The organism is Cloacibacillus evryensis DSM 19522 (genome assembly GCF_000585335.1).
Classification (GTDB): domain Bacteria; phylum Synergistota; class Synergistia; order Synergistales; family Synergistaceae; genus Cloacibacillus; species Cloacibacillus evryensis.
Window position 1 is genome coordinate 2,443,124 of record NZ_KK073872.1, and the last position, 16,934, is coordinate 2,460,057.

Below are 16,934 nucleotides of genomic sequence, written 5' to 3' on the forward strand. Positions count from 1 at the left end.
TTTCCGTGGGAAACATGAGATAATATAAAAAACACAGCCGCTCCGCCGGCATCCGGCGGCGGGCGGCGATCACAGAGAGGGAATCTACAATGTTCTGGAGCAACGTATTTGAAACAGTGATGCTGTTGTGTTTCGCCGCCGCCTGGCCGGCTTCGATATACAAATCATGGGTCAGCCGCACAAGAAAGGGCAAGAGCCTCGCCTTCATGCTGATCGTGCTGGTGGGATACATGGCCGGGATCACCAAGGTGCTCGTGAGCCACACGGCGATATACATGCTGATCCCCTACACCGTCAACACGACGCTCGTCGCCTGCGACATCGTGCTCTACTACCGGAACTACCGCATCGACGAGGGAATGCCGCATATATTCGGGGAACATTGATAACACTACTATTCGAGCGGCGGCATGTTGTTTTTCTGCCGCCGTTTTTACAGCCCGCAACATTTGAAACACAAATATTATTTTTGTCGCGAACATCTGCGTTTTTCAAAAAGTTACTAAATTTCATTGTCATTAGCCTTGTTACAATAGAGATAAAACTGTATACTTTTTAATAATATGATGGGAGGCGGTTCTATGCCTTTTAAGAAAAATCCAACGTCACGCCATCGAGGCGCCGCGTTGCTGATGATAGTCCTAGTGGGATTTGCCGTGCTCTCAATTATAAGCGGAGTGGCGATCAATGTTGCATGGCGCACACTCCGTGCCGAGGCAAAACAGACACAGGAAATAGAAACAATCAGAACAGACGCGCTTGCACGCTCCGCAGTAAATACCGTTATTGAGGCGGCAAATGCAACTTCGGGTGATTTCTTCGGAGGAGCGTCAAATTCCATATCGTATGAAAGCGAGCAAGAAACGATCTTCTCCGCCCCCGATAAAACAACACTAAAGATAACGCTCAATGGAACGGCTAGAGACTACAATGTCACCGCCATAGTTTCCGCAGATACGAAAGCGTCTTCTGAGATACGGGCTGATGTGCTTCAAAGCGGCGACAAATACCTCATAACATGGAGGAAAATCAAATGATGCGGCGAGGCAGCTTACTTGCGGAGGTACTGGTTTCAATACTGGTATTCACCATCGGCCTACTGGCCCTCGGCGGTTGCATCCTCTACAGCATGAGACTGATCGCAGCCTCGAAAGAAACATTGCAGCAGGAGCAGGATGTCATAAACGCCTATGACAAATACATGCTGAAACGCGTCATTGACAATGACGGCACGCCGGAGGGAGCTCAAAGCGGCGGCAGCGGTACGATAAGGTTCAGCGGGAACGGTAGTGAGGAAGAAATTTCATACAACCTCTACCGTTATTCCGTAACCGGCAAAAAGGGCAGTGAAATATATGTCATACAGAGGGATAATTGATGAAGCGTTACATAAAGCTGAGGGGATTTACCCTCGTAGAGATGCTTATCGGGATCGTGATGATGGCGATAGTTATCGGCGGGATAACCTTCGGCATCAATGCGGGTCTTAAAATATATACGCGCGCCGACGCAGAAAGTGAGATCCTGAGCGGCATGAGGTGGACGCTAAGGGGTTACAATACCGAAGTCTCGCCTCTGCTCGCGAACGCCGTATCGATAGATATCCGCTCGCGCGACGCGGCCTATCTCAATACGATAAAAGACCTTAGTATCGACAACAACGAGTATTACCTCTACATGGACCCTTCCGCAAATGCTCTGCGTTTTAAAACCAGCTCCGAGGACGCCATACTTGCCGGTTCTGAATATCTGGAAGAGTTGCTTTTTTATATATTCAAAACAGATGATTATCTACTGAAAATGGGAATTACGACGCGCCATCCCGAATTTCGAGACTTGAAACTGCATGTCGACGTAAACCAGGGGCTTTATAACAAGCCTAAAAAGGACGGAGACAGCGCGAGCGATATAACTGACAAAAACATGTATACCGGGAACGTGATTCATTTCTGGGTACCCAGTAACGACGGGATAGAGGCCTCGTTGGATATCGTAAGCGACAGTACGAAAAGAATATTGAATTATGCGAGCGTTGACAAAGACATCGTCCTGCTGGCGAGCTACGACCTTTCGGTTTCCGGACATAACTTCTCGACCGGGACCTCTGGCGACAAATCTGTGATCGAGTGGTACATTTCGGCATCGTCCTCCGATTCTGCGCCCAGATATGCGATATCCGGCAGCAGCGGCGACATCACTCTGGATACGGAACAGAAAAAGAACGATTACAAATTCAAGGTAACCTCCGGGGATTCCGCTGTGACATGGGGAATGTTCGGCGTTATACGCTACAAGCTGATCCCAACCGTGGAATCGGACGGAGTGACGTACACGGGGAAAGAACAATGGAGCCCTTGGGTGGAACTGACGATGAAGGAAAACATTGATGGCAGCGCAGAAGGATTAACAAGCGACATATTTAAGCGCGGAGACGAATTAGAAAATAATAACGTCCAGGGAGAGCAAACCTTTAACACAACAACAGGGATATTGACCAATACAAGGCATGACGAGCAGACACAAATAAAAACCAAACTGGCGTCCTCGACGGAAAATGGGGAGAAGTACCTTACTTTGACGCCTCAAGGGGGAAAAGCCGCCCAAAAATGGACTTCGGATTTGGCCATTGATTTAATAACGACTATCAAAAGCAAGGATCTGTATTTTAACAGGTTTGGGAAAAATGTACCGAATTTCACTACACCGACCAACTACTCTGTCGTCGTAGACGCGGAGATAGCAGACGCCGACGCCTACGGGCTTTTCCTCAGCGGCGCCGTCAAATACCAAAATAACCCCAATAATGTCAAAAACGCAGAGAACTCCGGATATCTATTCCATTATGGATGGTATGGAGATCCTACATACCAAAACCGTTTAAAAATGCGCCTAATCTCTGGTATGGCAGATAATACCAATAAACCCGGAGATCACCTTAGCGATATCTCAGCAGAAATAGGCTATGATAGCAATTATTCATTAGATAAGCATTACCATTGGACGCCTAGTTATCTTCAGAACAACTCATTTACGTCATCGGAGACGAAAGAGTTCTGGCATTCTCGTCGAAGAGTAATATATACGATTCTGGAATATTATGACAATATCGAAAAAGCAACGGCCCCACGCTATATTGTCCGTGCCAGATATCTGAAGCAGCCTGATGAGATTCTCTCATCGCTATCTCTTGAAGAACGATATCGCGTCAAGAAGCTTGATCCATGGTACACAGGGAGACTCTTTTTCGACTCAGAACCGGCATGGTGGGGCGGATATATGGGGATGGCTCCGGAAAAGACTAATGACCCCCTCGTTGTAAAATACAAGATAATGAACTACACGGAATACGCTGGGAAATACTGGGAAACGCTCAAAGTTTTTGATACTGAAGAGAAGACAAGATACCCATTAAGATGCTCAGAGAGTGTAACAGCAATTCTTACAGCAAGGTCCATGGATATCATAGCGGATGTTGATAAATTCAATCTGAATAATATAGACATTTTTAAGTCCCGTACAAGAGGACGGTTCCTTGGCATCAATGTCTGGGTCAATGATATAGGCAACATCAAAGACATCGGCATGAAACTCTTCGAGTTCAACCTAGCTCCCGGTTTTTCAAAAGCGGAACTTAAAGCGATCATGCCAAAAGGCGCTAAGATGTACGAACTCAGCGATCTGGTCGGCAGCGACTGGCAATCAAATTATCCATGGCTAAACAGTGGCAATCAAAATATGAACAGCGCATTATTCAGCGGTGCCTCTTCAAACGGAGACGGCAATGGCAGCATATACACAAAAAGAGGCTCCGGCATTATGGGACTGCAGCACATACCCAGTGATTCATGCGAATGCCCATTGTGCCTAAGGCAGGCCGGAAAAGAGTATTAACGTCAAAGGGGATGTCACTATGAGGAAAAAGGCTTTCACTCTGGCAGAAATATTGATCGTCATCGTCATCATCGGCGTACTGGCGGCCATTGCCATGCCGTCGCTCACCGGTTCCACGGAGAGCGCGAAAGAGGCGGCGTGCAACGGAGAGATGGAAAAAATAAAAAATGCCATTTCGCTTGAAGAATTTGGCAGAAACGCGAACTTCGCCGAAACGGTCGAGAAAATAATGAAGGAAGCACCCAAAGCGAAAAAAGGGCAGGTCGGAGACGATTTGGCTTATTATTCCGGCCTTTGTCAGGATGATGGTATATATTTGATAACACGCGGTAATATGAGCGCAAGCGTAAGGTGTACGAAGCATGGAGGAACCGTTGCGACAGTTCCTGTTACAGCAAATAATATTATCGCTGAACTCGATAGAATGACAAATACTCTAAATAATGCTGCAAACAAATACTTTTCAAGTCGAAACCCTAAATTTGAAAATGGCGTTGCGCAAACAACGCTCGATAAGAACGGCAAGAACTTTGCGCCTGACGTAAATAGTATCCTTGAGAACTTGTTCGGTTCAGATGTTAATTTGGGAACATGGCGGATTGAATTGACATCAAAAGAATCGCCGTTCGGATATAATTATTTTTACACGGCCTCGGATATTACAAAAATGAACGTAGGCGAGATGGTCGACGTGTCCGCCGTCATCACGAAAAATTTTACGGACAATGAGAATACATATTCAGAAGGGACTTATACTGGGCAGGCAAGCGTTGAAACGAAATCTGTTGATAATGAAACGGTATATTACCTTAAGCCAATTTATTCATCTCTGAAATAATCACTGTAAATAAAAAACAACAGTGACATCGAGGACATGTTTCCTGCGGCCTGTTAAAATCAATAATACCCGTGCTGTTCGGCAGCACGGGTATTGGTAGCTAACTGTCGATGCGGTCACATTAGCGCCGCCCACACTTTCCGTGATATCCGCGATGTTTTTGTATAATTTACTGCGCAGTGATGATACAATAAATTCGCGGCAGAGAAAAAACAGGAGGCATTATGATGATCGACGAAAATAAGCGGGAATCTTTCGGGAGCCGGGTCGGCTTTGTGCTTGCGGCGGCGGGGTCGGCGGTGGGACTCGGCAATTTGTGGAAGTTTCCGTATATTGCGGGAAAGAACGGCGGGGCGGCTTTTCTTTTTATTTATATTGTGATAATCGTCTGTATCGGCGTCACCGCGATGACGGCGGAGGTCCTTATCGGGCGCATGGGCAGGCTGAACGCGGCGGACGGCTTTGAAAAGCTCGGCGGCAAGAGGTGGAAGCCGGTCGGGCTGGCCGGGATATTGTGTACCTTTATCATCCTCTCGTATTATTCCGTCATCGGCGGCTGGATCGTAAAATATTTCTTTATGTCTTTCACCGATCTTTTAGAATATGCCGGAGCGGGAAAAACCGGCGAGATTTTCGGAGCCTTTGTTTCAAATCCGACGGAGGTGATCTTCTATCAGGGAATATTTATGCTGGTCACGGCGATCGTCGTATTGTTCGGGATAAAGGGCGGCATCGAGCGGAGCTGCAAGATAATGATGCCGATGCTGTTCGTGGCGATGCTTATCCTCATTCTCCGCGCGGTGACGCTGCCGGGCGCGATGGCCGGGATAGAGTTCTATCTCAAACCCGACTTCTCAAAAGTGACCTCCGAGACGTGGCTCGCGGCGCTGGGGCAGGGATTTTTCTCGCTTTCGCTCGGCGCGGGCGCGATCATGATCTACGGCAGTTATCTGCCCAGGACGGAGAACATCATCTCTTCGGTGAAGCAGATATGCTTCATCGACACGGCGGTCGCTTTCCTCGCGGGGCTGATGATCTTCCCCGCCGTTTTCGCCTTCGGCGCGGAGCCGGCGGCGGGTCCCGGACTGACCTTCATCACCGTCCCCACTCTCTTCGCGAAGATGAGCGGCGGCGTGGTCTTCGCGGTGATTTTTTTCCTGCTCTTTTTCGTCGCGGCGCTGACCTCCTCGATATCGCTGCTTGAGTGTTCCACGGGATATTTCGTGGATCACGGCATGGACAGGAAGATGGCGACGCTGATTACGGCGGTGCTGATTTTCATCACCGGCATTCCCTCGGCCTGCTCGCTCTCCGGCGGCCTCAAGATCGGCAGCCGCGACTTCATCGACGCGGCGGGTTATCTGACGGACAGCATCATGATGCCGCTCTGCTCGATGTTCTGCTGCCTCTTCGTCGGCTGGGCGCTGAACAGGGAGCTGGTGAAGCGTGAGGCGACCAACGACGGGAAGATCAGCTTCGGGCTTTTCGATATCTGGATGATAATGGTAAAGGTGATCGCCCCCGCCGCGATCCTGGTGATTTTCTTTACGGGGCTTAAGTGGTAGGGGAAAAGAACAAACAGCTCTAATGTATAAGGCAAGGAGGGAATGGCTTTTACCTCGCGCCCTTCCTTGTCTTATATAAGATGATTTATTTCAGAAATGGTGAGAATCCAGGCACTTCGGTCCAAGTAACATTTACCAGCTCTGATCCATATATTATCTCCGAACCGTTTTTTATTGACCCATACACCTGATTTTTTATGTCACCATTCATGGCTGCTGTATTAATTGATGGAGAACACTTATACCATCTATCTGTTTCGCTGTTATATACATACTCCGCTACATAGCTATTGGCTCCGCCAAACTTATTTTCACTTGCATATAACAGAGGATCTCCGCTTTTGCCCTTTATATCCGCTTTGACATAATATTCCTTGCCGTCATAAACATAAGGGCCTCCCAAAAGTTTTCCCACTAATTCCATTAATTTGCGCCCCGACGGCCACTCCACGCCACTCGCCATCTCTTTATATGCGGCCAGCACATGTTCATATATTGTTTTCGTTCTGTCCATTTTTTCTTCATCATGCCCCTCAATGGAGCATGATATCAACAGCCTATCATTACTCGTAGTCGTCATTGAATATGTGCCTCCTGCATGACATACTCCGAGGCAGAAAGCTGAATCATCCGCTGTACTCAGATTTTTAACCTTTGTAAACTGCGCCATCGCCTTTTCCAAAGATTCTTTGAAAGTTTTCCCATTTTCCGCGCGCTCCACATAATAGGCGCTCTTTATCGTGCGGCGATCCCCCCGGCACGCCGTTTTCTCCGCCGTTTCCGTCGACGAACCGGCGCTCAGCGCCATGAGGCCGGCGAGGATGCCGATGATGATCACGACGATCAATATCTCCACGAGGGTGAATGCCCTCTTTTTTTTATTTTTCAAAAGTTTATCCACAACGACCACCCGCTTTCAAAGCCCGCGATATCCGGGGCTTTCTAATTTCATCCTTATAAAAACAGTCGCTTTACTTTTTATAGGGACTCTCCCATGTCTATTATTTTAAGGCATTTTCAGGTATCTGGCGAGCGTATCGCAGAGCAGTTTCGGGTCGATCGGTTTTGCCAGATGTTCGTTCATTCCCGCGGATTTGGATTTTTCCACGTCCTCGTCGAAGGCGTTGGCGCTCATCGCGACGATCGGGATGCTGCGGGCGTCGGCTTTTTCGGTATGGCGGATGGATCTGGCGGCGGTAAGCCCATCCATCAGCGGCATGCGGATGTCCATAAGTATGAGGTCGTAGTAATGATCGGGGTTTGCGACAAACGCCTCTATCGCCGCAAGACCGTTTTCCGCGACCTCCACTTCGAGGCCCACGGAGGTGAGGAGGCGCCTGGCAACTTCGACGTTGAGCAGGTGGTCCTCCGCAAGCAGCACGCGGCGGCCGCTGAAGTCATATTTTATCTTCGGCTCCCGCGCCCCCGCGTATTTTTTTTCACCGCGGCAAGGCCGCTCTTCGCAGAGTTCAAGAGGCAGCGTGATGACAAATTCGCTGCCGGCGCCCTCTATGCTGCTCACCGTTATGCGGCCGCCCATGAGTTCCGCGAGGTTCCTGGATATCGCCAGCCCCAGCCCGGTGCCGCCGTAAGCCGAGGAGGCTCCGGAGTATTCCTGTTCGAACGGATCGAAGATTTTCGTAATAAATTCTTCTTTTATGCCGATCCCCGTGTCGTTGACGGAGAAGCGCATGTAGGCTTTGCCGGCGGATATCCTGTCCTGGCTGACCGCAAACCGCACGCGGCCTCCCGCCGGAGTGAATTTTATCGCGTTGGAGATGATATTTATCAGTATCTGCTGGAGTTTAATCGGGTCGCCAAGATAGCCGCTCTCTGTGAAGGTCATCATGACGCAGTCGTAGTCGACGCCCTTCGCCTCCGCCTGTTCGCAGCAGATGGTATTGATGCCGTTGATGAATTCCTCAAAGGGGATCTTTTCTTTCTTGATGACGACTTTGCCGCTTTCGATGCGGCTCATGCCAAGTATGTCGTTGATAAGGGTCAGCAGGAAGCGCGCCGATATCCCGACTTTCGCCAGACAGTCAGAGACCTGTTCCGGGTCGTCCACACACTGCGCGGCGATCGCCGACATCCCTATTATCGCGTTCATCGGCGTTCTGATCTCATGGCTCATGCGCGAGAGGAATTCAGACTTGGCGAGGCTGGCCTGCTTTGCCTGGGCGAGCGCCTCTCTGAGCATCTCCTGCTGCCTCGCCTGCTCGTTGAAGATCTCAGTCACATCGCTCTTCGTCGCCAGTATAAAACGTCTGATGTCGTCAAGATAGCAAAACTGCCATTTTTTCCGCGCTTTTCCGCCGCGTTTATCCTGCACGTTGAAGGAGCAGCTGAAGAGCTCCTGTCTTTCAAGTTCGCGCAGTATATTGTCCAGCTTCATCACCCGCACGGCTTCCGGCAGTTCTTCGTCCAGCACGTAACCGCCCAATATCGTATTCAGCCCGTTCCTGTAGTTGGAGGCGTCCGGACAACTGTCCTCAAGGGATTGATATATCGTCATCGCTCCGGTGCTGACGTCGATGAGGACGATCCGGTCATATTCTATCTCGGTTATCCGCTTGGTGATCATCTCCGGGTTTTTCTCTTTGCTGATATCATAGGTATAGAGGAAGCACATTATATCCCGCGTCTCCGGGTGGAGGAACCGCTTCGCGGAGGTACGCGCCCAGATGACTCCCCCGTCGTTGGTCCCGCGCAGGTACTCGAGCGTCGCCGGCGTCTCTTCGAGCGAGATCGGGGCGGAGAGGTTTTCGAGGCTGAACGTATCGAGTATTTCCTTTCTCTTTTCGTCCCTGATCGCGGTGGCGGAAAGAGCGGAGACCGCCCGGCTGAAGGGCATCCCCTCATGGCAGACGCCGATGTTGGGACCGGCCCGATAGACTTCTATGATATCTTTGGTGATGTTGGCCCTTGCCCTTGTAAGCGCGTTTTTGCTTTCCGCCGTATCCTGGAAACGCTTTTCTTCTTCAAAACGACGCTCCATCTCCTTCAGCCCGGTCATGCGGAGGTTCGCATTCCGGACGGCGGCATCCGCCTTTTGCCGCTTCGAGCGGGCGAGCGGACGTTCTTTGCCAAACCGCTCTCTCTTCCGTTCCGCCGTCACGTCGGAGAGCAGACAGGCGCAGTACCCCTCCGCAAGACGGTAGCTGAACACGCAGAGGTATTTATCTATTTCAGGACTGTAGTCGACGATGGAGATCCCCGCTCCGGCAGAGGCCGCCCGTCCGTAAAAGTCCAGCCACTTGCGGTCGGCGTTGTCAAACAGCTTGTAAAAACACTTGCCGTTGACGTATTCCGCATCGAAACCCTCCAGCCGTGCGAGCGCCCTGTTGAGGTAGACGAAGCGAAAGTCCGCGAAATTGCCGTGATCGTCTTTCAGCATCTCTATTATGCAGGACGGCTGCGGGCTGTCGTCAAAACAGGCGCGAAAATCATCAAGCCTCTCCGTATTTTCCATCGGCGTCCTCTCCTTTATGATATCAAACCGTCATCTTTCAAAAAATTTCGCAAGCACTCTGTAGAGTACGGATATATCTATCGGCTTCACCACATGCGCGTTCATTCCCGCCGCGCGCGTCTTTTCCACATCCTCGTCGAAAGCGTTGGCAGTCAGCGCGATTATCGGGACCGTCAGAGCGTCGGCGCGCTTCATATTCCTTATCGCGCGCGCCGCCTCGTATCCGTTCATGATGGGCATCTGGATATCCATAAATACGGCGTCTATATCTCCCGGCTCCGAAGCCGCGAAGATGTCGGCGCATATTTTGCCGTTATCGGCCATGAGGCATTCGATTCCTTTTTTCTCAAGTATTTTCCGCACGATGTTTGCGTTGACCGGGTGGTCTTCGGCGATTATCATTCTTCGCCCTTTGAGATATTCCCCGGACTTCCGGGAGGCATCCGGCCTGGCCGATACGGCGGGCGCGCGCTCCAGGCACAGTTCAAAGGAGAAGCGGCTGCCCTTGTCAAGTTCGCTTTCAACGTTTATCCAGCTCCCCATCATCGCGGCGATCCTGGATGCTATCGCCAGCCCCAGCCCCGTGCCTTTTATGGCGCCGCTGTTGCGCCCCTCCTGTTTGAACTCGGTAAATATCGCGTCGATGTTTTCTTTTTCTATACCGATGCCGGTATCCTCCACGGAGAACGAGACAACGGCCTCTCTTTCGGCCGCGCGGAGCAGCTCGGCGCGAAGGGTCACCTCTCCTCCGGGACGGTTATATTTGATGGCGTTCGAGATAAGGTTTATCAACAGCTGCTTGATGCGCAGCTCGTCAGAGAGGACGTACAGGCTTCCCTCAAAGGACGCCAGTCTGAAAGCCAGCCCCTGCCGCGCCGCCGCGTCGGAGTATATCAGCCCGATGGCGCGCACCGTCTCCGCCAGGTCGAAGGATTCTTTGCGCAGCTCCATCTTCCCTTCGTTTATCTTACTCATGTCGAGCACGTCGTTTATAAGGGAAAGAAGGTGCCTCGACGCCTTTTTGATTTTCGCGCTCGCCGTCTTTATCTCCGCGAGGGATTCGGCTTCGGCGATCTCGTCGTTGATGCCGATTATCGTGGTGAGAGGCGTGCGTATCTCATGGCTCATGGAGGCAAGGAATTTGCTTTTCGCCTCGTTCGCCAGCTCAAGTTCCTCGTTCTTCTCTTTTTTTATCTTATACATGCCGCAGAGAAACAGGAACGCCGCCAGCGTCGCCGCAAAGAGACCGGCCAGCGCGCCCGCCTTCATGGGGTCGGTGTAGAATATGTCGCTCCACTTGGGCTGGTAAAATTTTTCCGTGTTCCTGCGCACGATATCGCGGATGTCGCTCGCGGGAAGGCTTTCGAGAGTCTTGGTGATTATGGAAAAAAGCAGCGGGTCGGCCTCGGCCGACACTCCGAGGGAAAGGCGCTGAGTTTCTCCCGATACCCCGATATAATAAAGGTTCCGATACTTGGCGAAGGACGAATAGTAACCGGCCTCGTAGGCGTTTATGAAAGCGCAGCCGGCTTCGCCCGTCCTTACCGCCTCTATGCAGTCCAGGGCCGAGGGGTAATAGTCGTACTTGAGGCCGGGGACGAATTTCCTCACCCTGGAGGAGATGTATTTGCGGTCAGTCACCGCCGCGCTGACGGCGGGGGCGGAGCGGCTCTTCCTCACGCAGACCACCATGGCCTGCGTGAAGGGCGGCGTAACGTGCGCCCCTTTTTCAGCGGCCCAGGCGTAGTCATAGGTCATGGCGCTGACTATATTTTTTTCGTCTTTCGTCCCGCCCTCCGGCCGGTCGACGCTCTCCGCGGCGAACTTGATCCCCGATTTTTCAGATATCAGTTCGACGATCTCGGGGACGATGCCGGAGAACTTTTTCTCCCTGGCGTCATAGTACTCCATCGGATGCCATCCTTCGTCATAGAGGGCGACGACGCGGGGAGAGCTCTTGATGTATTCGCGTTCTTCCCGCGTGAAGACGACGGGCGTCTCGCGCTCCGCGCCGTAATATTTGTTGTAAAGATCTGAATTGAAGCCGGGATAAGAAAAATTGATCTGATTAAGAGCCATATTAAGCTTTTCCAGGAGGGCGATGTTGTCCTTCCTCACGGCAAAGTAAAAGTTTTCAGGGGCGAATCTGGCGACGACTTTGAGGCCGCCGTCCATCCGGAAGTTGTCGGAGAACAGGATGTCCGCCTTCCCCGCCGCTATCGCGAGGCCGGCCTCCTCATAGTTTGGGTAAAACTGATTGCCGGTGGCGAAACCTTTAGAGCGGCAGTAATCGAAATATTTCTCGTTGTTGGGGTTGCCGGCGACAAGCGCGGTACGCGCGCCGTCAAAAGAGGCAAAATCCTCGTAGGCGAAGCGGTCGTCATCTCTCCTCACGACCAAACAATAGGCGTTGCGCCCGGAAGCGAGAGCCGTAAAGGCCAGTTTCTTTTCCCTGTCCCGGTCCTTGCGCAGATAACCGACGACATCCACTTCACCGCGTTCAAGTCTGCCGAGCGTCTCCGCGAGGGTACCGTTTATGAACTCATATTTCCAGCCGGTAAACTGCGCGATCGCTAAAAAGTATTCGTAAATGTAGCCATTATGGCCGCCGGGCATCCCGTCGTCTCCGTACAGAAAGCTGCCTACACGCAGGACCGCCCCTCTGCCGTACTGTTCGGCCGGCGCGGCCTCCCCGTGTTCGCAGGGGGACAGGACGGCAAGCGCCGATAGGATGATACACAGGGCGAGGCGTCTCCATAGACACGGCACGCGCCCGCCGCGTTTCGGCTGCCGATTTGCATTTTCGTACACAGGCATCAACTCCCTGCCGGCGGACATATCAGTACCGGGCAGCGCCGCCCGATACATATGCCTCTATATTGACCTATTGATTATAACATCCTTGATGTAATATAAAACCAAGGGCTGGCGCATCAACAGGCCAACAGAGGGCGAATTGGCGTTTATAAGCGATCACGATGGAAAGATAAGCTGCGATTTACATGACCTTTTTCGACGCGCCGGCGCTATATCAGCCTTTCAATATATGGGATACGGCCTCTCCGCAGAGCTTGACCGCCCTTTCCGCCGCCTCCGGGTCTATCGTCAGCGGGGGGTTGAAATAGATGACGTCGCCCAGCGGCCGCAGCAGCAGCCCAAAATCAAGGGCGCGTTTATATATTTTATAGCCGGTTCGTTCGGAGGCGGGAAAGGGCTCTTTTGTTCTCCGGTCGCGCACAAGCTCAACGGCGTTGACGAGGCCGATCCGGCGTATTTCCCCGACGTTCGGATGTCCGCCCAGCCGCTCCCTCAGCGCGGCGTTGAGAATGTCGGCCACGGCGGCCGCCTTTTCGAGTATTTTATCCTCGCGCAAAACTTTCTGTACCGCGAGCGCCGCGGCGCAGCCCAGCGGATTGCCGCTGTAGGTATGGCTGTGCATGAAGGCGCGCCCCTCGCCGTAATCGGCGTAAAAGGCGTCGTATATCTCGTCGGTGGCGACGGTGATCGCCATCGGCAGGTATCCGCCGGTGAGGCCCTTGGAGACGCACATGATGTCCGGGCTCACGCCGGCATGGTCAAAGGCGAACATCTTCCCCGTGCGGCCGAAACCGGTGGCGATCTCGTCGGCGATGAGAAGGACGCCATAGCCGTCGCAGAGCGCGCGCAGTTTTTTCAGGTACAGCGGCGGGTATATCCTCATGCCGGCGCTGCCCTGAAGAAGCGGCTCGACGATCATCGCGCAGCACTCGCGCGCGTGGCGGGCGAAGGTTTCCTCCGCGGCGGCGAAGCATTCGCAGCCGCAGCTATCGCGCTCCAGGCCATATTTGCAGCGGTAGCAGTCGGGCGCCTCGACGCGCACGGTATCCATCAGCATCGGCCGGTATATCTTTGCGTAGAGGTCCATCGTTCCGACGGAAAGGGCGCCGATCGTCTCCCCGTGGTAACCGTCTGTGAGGCAGAGGAAGCGCGTCCTTTCGGGATGGCCGCACTGGTGCTGATATTGGAAGCTCATCTTGAGCGCGCATTCCACCGAGGCCGAGCCGTTGTCCGAGAAGTTGAATTTCGACAGCCCGCGCGGCACGATCCCCGCAAGCTCCTCGCATAACCGCACCGCCGGTTCGTGCGTAAAGTTGGCGAATATGACATGTTCGAGCCGGTCCAGCTGCTCCTTTACCGCGGCGTTTATCACGGGATGGCAATGGCCGAGAAGGTTGCACCACCACGAGCTGACGATGTCGATATATTCTTTGCCGTCATAGCCGTAGAGGTATACGCCGCGTCCCTCCTTTATCGCGATGGGGGGAAGTTCCTCGTAGTCCTTCATCTGTGAACAGGGGTGCCATATATGTTTCAGGTCGCGCTCCGCAAGGCCGCTCATCTAATTCCCGCCTCCGTAAAGTTTCCGCAGCTCCGCCGCCCCTATGCCGATGTCCTCGGCGCCGCGCGCCACGGTCGCGACGACCGGCACCCCCGCAAGCTCTTCTATCATCATTCGGTTGTCCTCCTCAATAATGCCGCCGGCAGTCCAGTTGTTCATGATCACGGCGCGCGGTTCCAGGCCGCGCGCCCGCATGTAGCTGACTGTGAGGACGGCGGCGTTGATCGCCCCCAGCCCTGATCCCGAGACGACGACGGAGGGAAGCCCAGTCTCGCGCACGATATCTTCGAGCATCAGGCGCGGCCCTTCGCCGAACGATATCGGGCAGACGATGCCGCCGCTGCCCTCAACGGTCAGGAGGTCGAATTTTTTCATCATGCGCAGAAAGTCTCTCCGCACGACGGCAAGGCTCGCCGGCCTCCCTTCCATTCGCGCGGCGAGGTGCGGCGAATAGGGATGTTCGTAGATATGGGAGACCGCCTCCGCGGGGTCTCCGCCAATACCGGCCATACGGTGGACAAATTCCGCGTCGCCGGGGACCGGCGCGCCGCCTCTGCGCTCCGCTCCGCTTAGGGCCGCCTTATAATAACCGGCGTTCGATCCTGATTCGCGGAGCTTTTTCACGATCAACGCGGTAACGTAAGTCTTTCCGACATCCGTTCCGGTGCCGGTGACGAAGAGCCCCTCAGCCATCTCTTCTCACCTCAAAACCGAGCGAGGCGATCATCTCGCGATCCCTCCGCGGCGATATTCCCGCGGTGGTGAGCATATCTCCGGTTATAGCGGCGTTCGCCCCATACTTGAAGCAGGAATACCCCTTGTCGGCGAGCAGCCCCCGGCCTCCCGCGAGGCGTATCGAGGCCTCCGGCAGAATGAAACGGTATATCGCGACGGTGCGCAGTATCTCTTCGTGTGGCAGCGGCCTGTTTTTCTCAAAGGGAGTGCCGGCGATCGGGTTGAGTATGTTCAGAGGCACCGAGCTTATTCCCAGCTCACGCAGCTCCAGAGCCATCTCTATACGGTCCGCCATCCTCTCGCCGAGTCCGATGATGCCGCCGCTGCAAACGGAAAGGCCGGCTTCGCGCGCCGCCGCTATCGCCGCGGCCTTCTCACGCCAACCGTGCGTCGTGCAGATGTTGGGAAAAAATTTCTCCGAACTCTCAAGGTTGTTGTGCGCGCGCTCCGCCCCCGCCTCTTTGAGCACCGCGAACTGCTCCGCGCTCAACAGGCCGAGCGACACGCAGGGAGACAGCCCCGTCTCCCTGCGTATCATCGCTATCGACCGGCAGACAGAATCAAGCTCTTCGTCAGAGAGCGCCCCGCCCGAGGTGACGATCGAAAAACGCAGCGCGCCCCCCGCCTCCGCCGCGCGGGCCTCCGCGACGATCGCTTCCGGGGAGAGCAGCCGATATTCACAGGCGTCGGTCCGGTAATGGGCCGACTGCGCGCAGAACTTGCAGTCCTCGGAGCAGCGGCCGCTCTTCGCGTTCACGATCGCGCAAAGGTCGAACCCGCCGCCGCAGCGCCGTTTACGTATCTCGGCGGCGGCGGCGCATAGGTCGCCAAGCGGCGCAAGGCAAAGCAGCGCGGCCTCTTCGGCGGATATTTCGCCGCCGCTCATAACGGCATTTTTCAGTTCTTCAAGAACGGGCATAGCGCAGCGGGCTCCTCTCCGCAAGGCGTACCGCGATCAGCGCCCCGACGAAGCAGAGCAGGATGTCGCCCGGGACGGCCAGCAGGAAACAATAGATAAAGAGCGCCTCAAAGCTCAGCGGCTGCGCAAGGACGAAGTTTGAGATCAGGCAGCAGTAGGCAATGCCGCAGAGATAGACGGCGGCGAGGCCGGCGACCGAAGCCGCTACGGCGAGCTTGAAGCTGAGCCGCCGCGCGGAAAAGGCGATCTTTCCCGTGAGCCAGGCTCCGAGCATAAACCCGATCAGATAGCCGAAGGAGGGCTTTAACAGGTAGGCTGGGCCGCCCCCTTCCGTAAAGACTGGCGCTCCGACAAGGCCAAGCACAAGGTAGACGGCGACGGAGAGCGCGCCGAGCCTGCCTCCAAGCAGAAGGCCGGCAAGCGTGGTGAAGAGAAATTGAAGCGTGAACGGGACTACCGGCAGAGGCACCTTTATCTGCGCGCCCACCGCTATCAGAGCGGTGAAGAGCGCGCATAATATCATTTGCCGGGTATCAAGGCCGCCTTTTGACATGACGCAAATCCTCCTGAAAGAAAGTTTTCTTCCCGGAGAATTTATCATATCTGCTAAAGATATGTCAACTTATAATTTTATACTAGTTGACAGCGCTTTCCACCATCTTCTCCAGCCGCCCGCGCGATTCGAGCAACTTTTCATATTCAGCGAGGACTCCGTCCGTCTCTTCGGCGCGGAGCGGCTCGACTATCCGCACGACGATATCATAGATGGGGATGAGACCGAGATTGGCCAGCACGCCCTTCAGCGTATGCGCGCAGTAGAAAGCCCTCTCCCTGTCTCCGGCGCGCAGGGCGTCGCCAAGGGCGAAGAAGGCCTCGTCGCGGGCGATGCTCCGCAGACAATCCATATATAGTTCATCGTCGCCGACGACCCGCTCCAGCGCGCCGTCGACATCGCAGCCCCATCTTTTGAGTTCTCCATATAATTTTTTCATTATCTCGCCCTTCTGTTGACCAGATTATCATCCACGGCCAGAATACATTTTCCCGGCACCGATCCAATCCCCCTAAGATCGAGAACCGCCCAATTCAGTCACTGCGAGGGCATCTGTGAAACCTACGTCAGGCTAAAATCAATG

14 protein-coding genes are annotated in these 16,934 nt (G+C 53.8%); 6 read left to right on the plus strand and 8 right to left on the minus strand.

Translation table 11 applies throughout. The features are described 5' to 3' along the window. The first annotated feature begins 89 nt into the window (after positions 1–89). From CLOEV_RS10985 to CLOEV_RS11010, 6 genes are all read left to right on the plus strand, one after another. Positions 90–386: a hypothetical protein gene (locus tag CLOEV_RS10985; RefSeq protein ID WP_008712861.1), complete on the plus strand. Its 297-nt coding sequence runs from the start codon at positions 90–92 to the stop codon at positions 384–386. Between the two features lie 195 nt (positions 387–581). After that, positions 582–1,037 (plus strand): hypothetical protein, encoded by a 456-nt coding sequence (locus CLOEV_RS10990; RefSeq protein ID WP_034443719.1) that lies wholly within the window; start codon positions 582–584, stop codon positions 1,035–1,037. After that, on the plus strand, positions 1,034–1,378 hold the full coding sequence (locus CLOEV_RS10995) for a type IV pilus modification PilV family protein (protein WP_034443721.1): 345 nt from the start codon (positions 1,034–1,036) through the stop codon (positions 1,376–1,378). The genes CLOEV_RS10990 and CLOEV_RS10995 overlap by 4 nt, the downstream gene beginning before the upstream one ends. Continuing rightward, on the plus strand, positions 1,378–3,891 hold the full coding sequence (locus tag CLOEV_RS11000) for a PilW family protein (RefSeq protein WP_034443724.1): 2,514 nt from the start codon (positions 1,378–1,380) through the stop codon (positions 3,889–3,891). The genes CLOEV_RS10995 and CLOEV_RS11000 overlap by 1 nt, the downstream gene beginning before the upstream one ends. A 19-nt stretch (positions 3,892–3,910) precedes the next feature. After that, positions 3,911–4,729: a prepilin-type N-terminal cleavage/methylation domain-containing protein gene (locus tag CLOEV_RS11005; RefSeq protein ID WP_034443727.1), complete on the plus strand. Its 819-nt coding sequence runs from the start codon at positions 3,911–3,913 to the stop codon at positions 4,727–4,729. Between the two features lie 224 nt (positions 4,730–4,953). After that, complete coding sequence (locus CLOEV_RS11010) at positions 4,954–6,294, plus strand: sodium-dependent transporter (RefSeq protein WP_315968562.1); 1,341 nt, start codon at positions 4,954–4,956, stop codon at positions 6,292–6,294. Between the two features lie 85 nt (positions 6,295–6,379). Here CLOEV_RS11010 and CLOEV_RS16115 read toward each other — a convergent pair whose 3' ends face one another. From CLOEV_RS16115 to CLOEV_RS11050, 8 genes are all read right to left on the minus strand, one after another. Next, positions 6,380–7,195: a prepilin-type N-terminal cleavage/methylation domain-containing protein gene (locus CLOEV_RS16115; protein ID WP_051485045.1), complete on the minus strand. Its 816-nt coding sequence runs from the start codon at positions 7,193–7,195 to the stop codon at positions 6,380–6,382. Positions 7,196–7,300: 105 nt separating this feature from the next. Continuing rightward, positions 7,301–9,766, minus strand: coding sequence for an ATP-binding protein (locus CLOEV_RS11020; RefSeq protein ID WP_051485046.1), 2,466 nt, complete (start codon positions 9,764–9,766; stop codon positions 7,301–7,303). Between the two features lie 30 nt (positions 9,767–9,796). Beyond that, positions 9,797–12,577: an ATP-binding protein gene (locus CLOEV_RS11025; protein WP_169732224.1), complete on the minus strand. Its 2,781-nt coding sequence runs from the start codon at positions 12,575–12,577 to the stop codon at positions 9,797–9,799. 220 nt (positions 12,578–12,797) lie between these two features. Continuing rightward, positions 12,798–14,144, minus strand: coding sequence for an adenosylmethionine--8-amino-7-oxononanoate transaminase (bioA, locus tag CLOEV_RS11030; protein ID WP_008712877.1), 1,347 nt, complete (start codon positions 14,142–14,144; stop codon positions 12,798–12,800). Further along, entirely contained in the window at positions 14,145–14,837 is a 693-nt protein-coding gene (bioD, locus tag CLOEV_RS11035) for a dethiobiotin synthase (protein ID WP_034443733.1), read from the minus strand. Further along, positions 14,830–15,798: a biotin synthase BioB gene (bioB, locus tag CLOEV_RS11040; RefSeq protein ID WP_034443734.1), complete on the minus strand. Its 969-nt coding sequence runs from the start codon at positions 15,796–15,798 to the stop codon at positions 14,830–14,832. The genes bioD and bioB overlap by 8 nt, the downstream gene beginning before the upstream one ends. Continuing rightward, positions 15,785–16,351: a biotin transporter BioY gene (locus CLOEV_RS11045; RefSeq protein WP_034443736.1), complete on the minus strand. Its 567-nt coding sequence runs from the start codon at positions 16,349–16,351 to the stop codon at positions 15,785–15,787. Before CLOEV_RS11045 ends, bioB begins: the two co-directional genes overlap by 14 nt. 82 nt (positions 16,352–16,433) lie before the next feature. Next, the gene (locus CLOEV_RS11050; RefSeq protein WP_008712881.1) at positions 16,434–16,790 is read right to left on the minus strand and encodes an Hpt domain-containing protein; all 357 of its coding nucleotides are present in this window, start codon (positions 16,788–16,790) and stop codon (positions 16,434–16,436) included. Between the last annotated feature and the right edge of the window lie 144 nt (positions 16,791–16,934).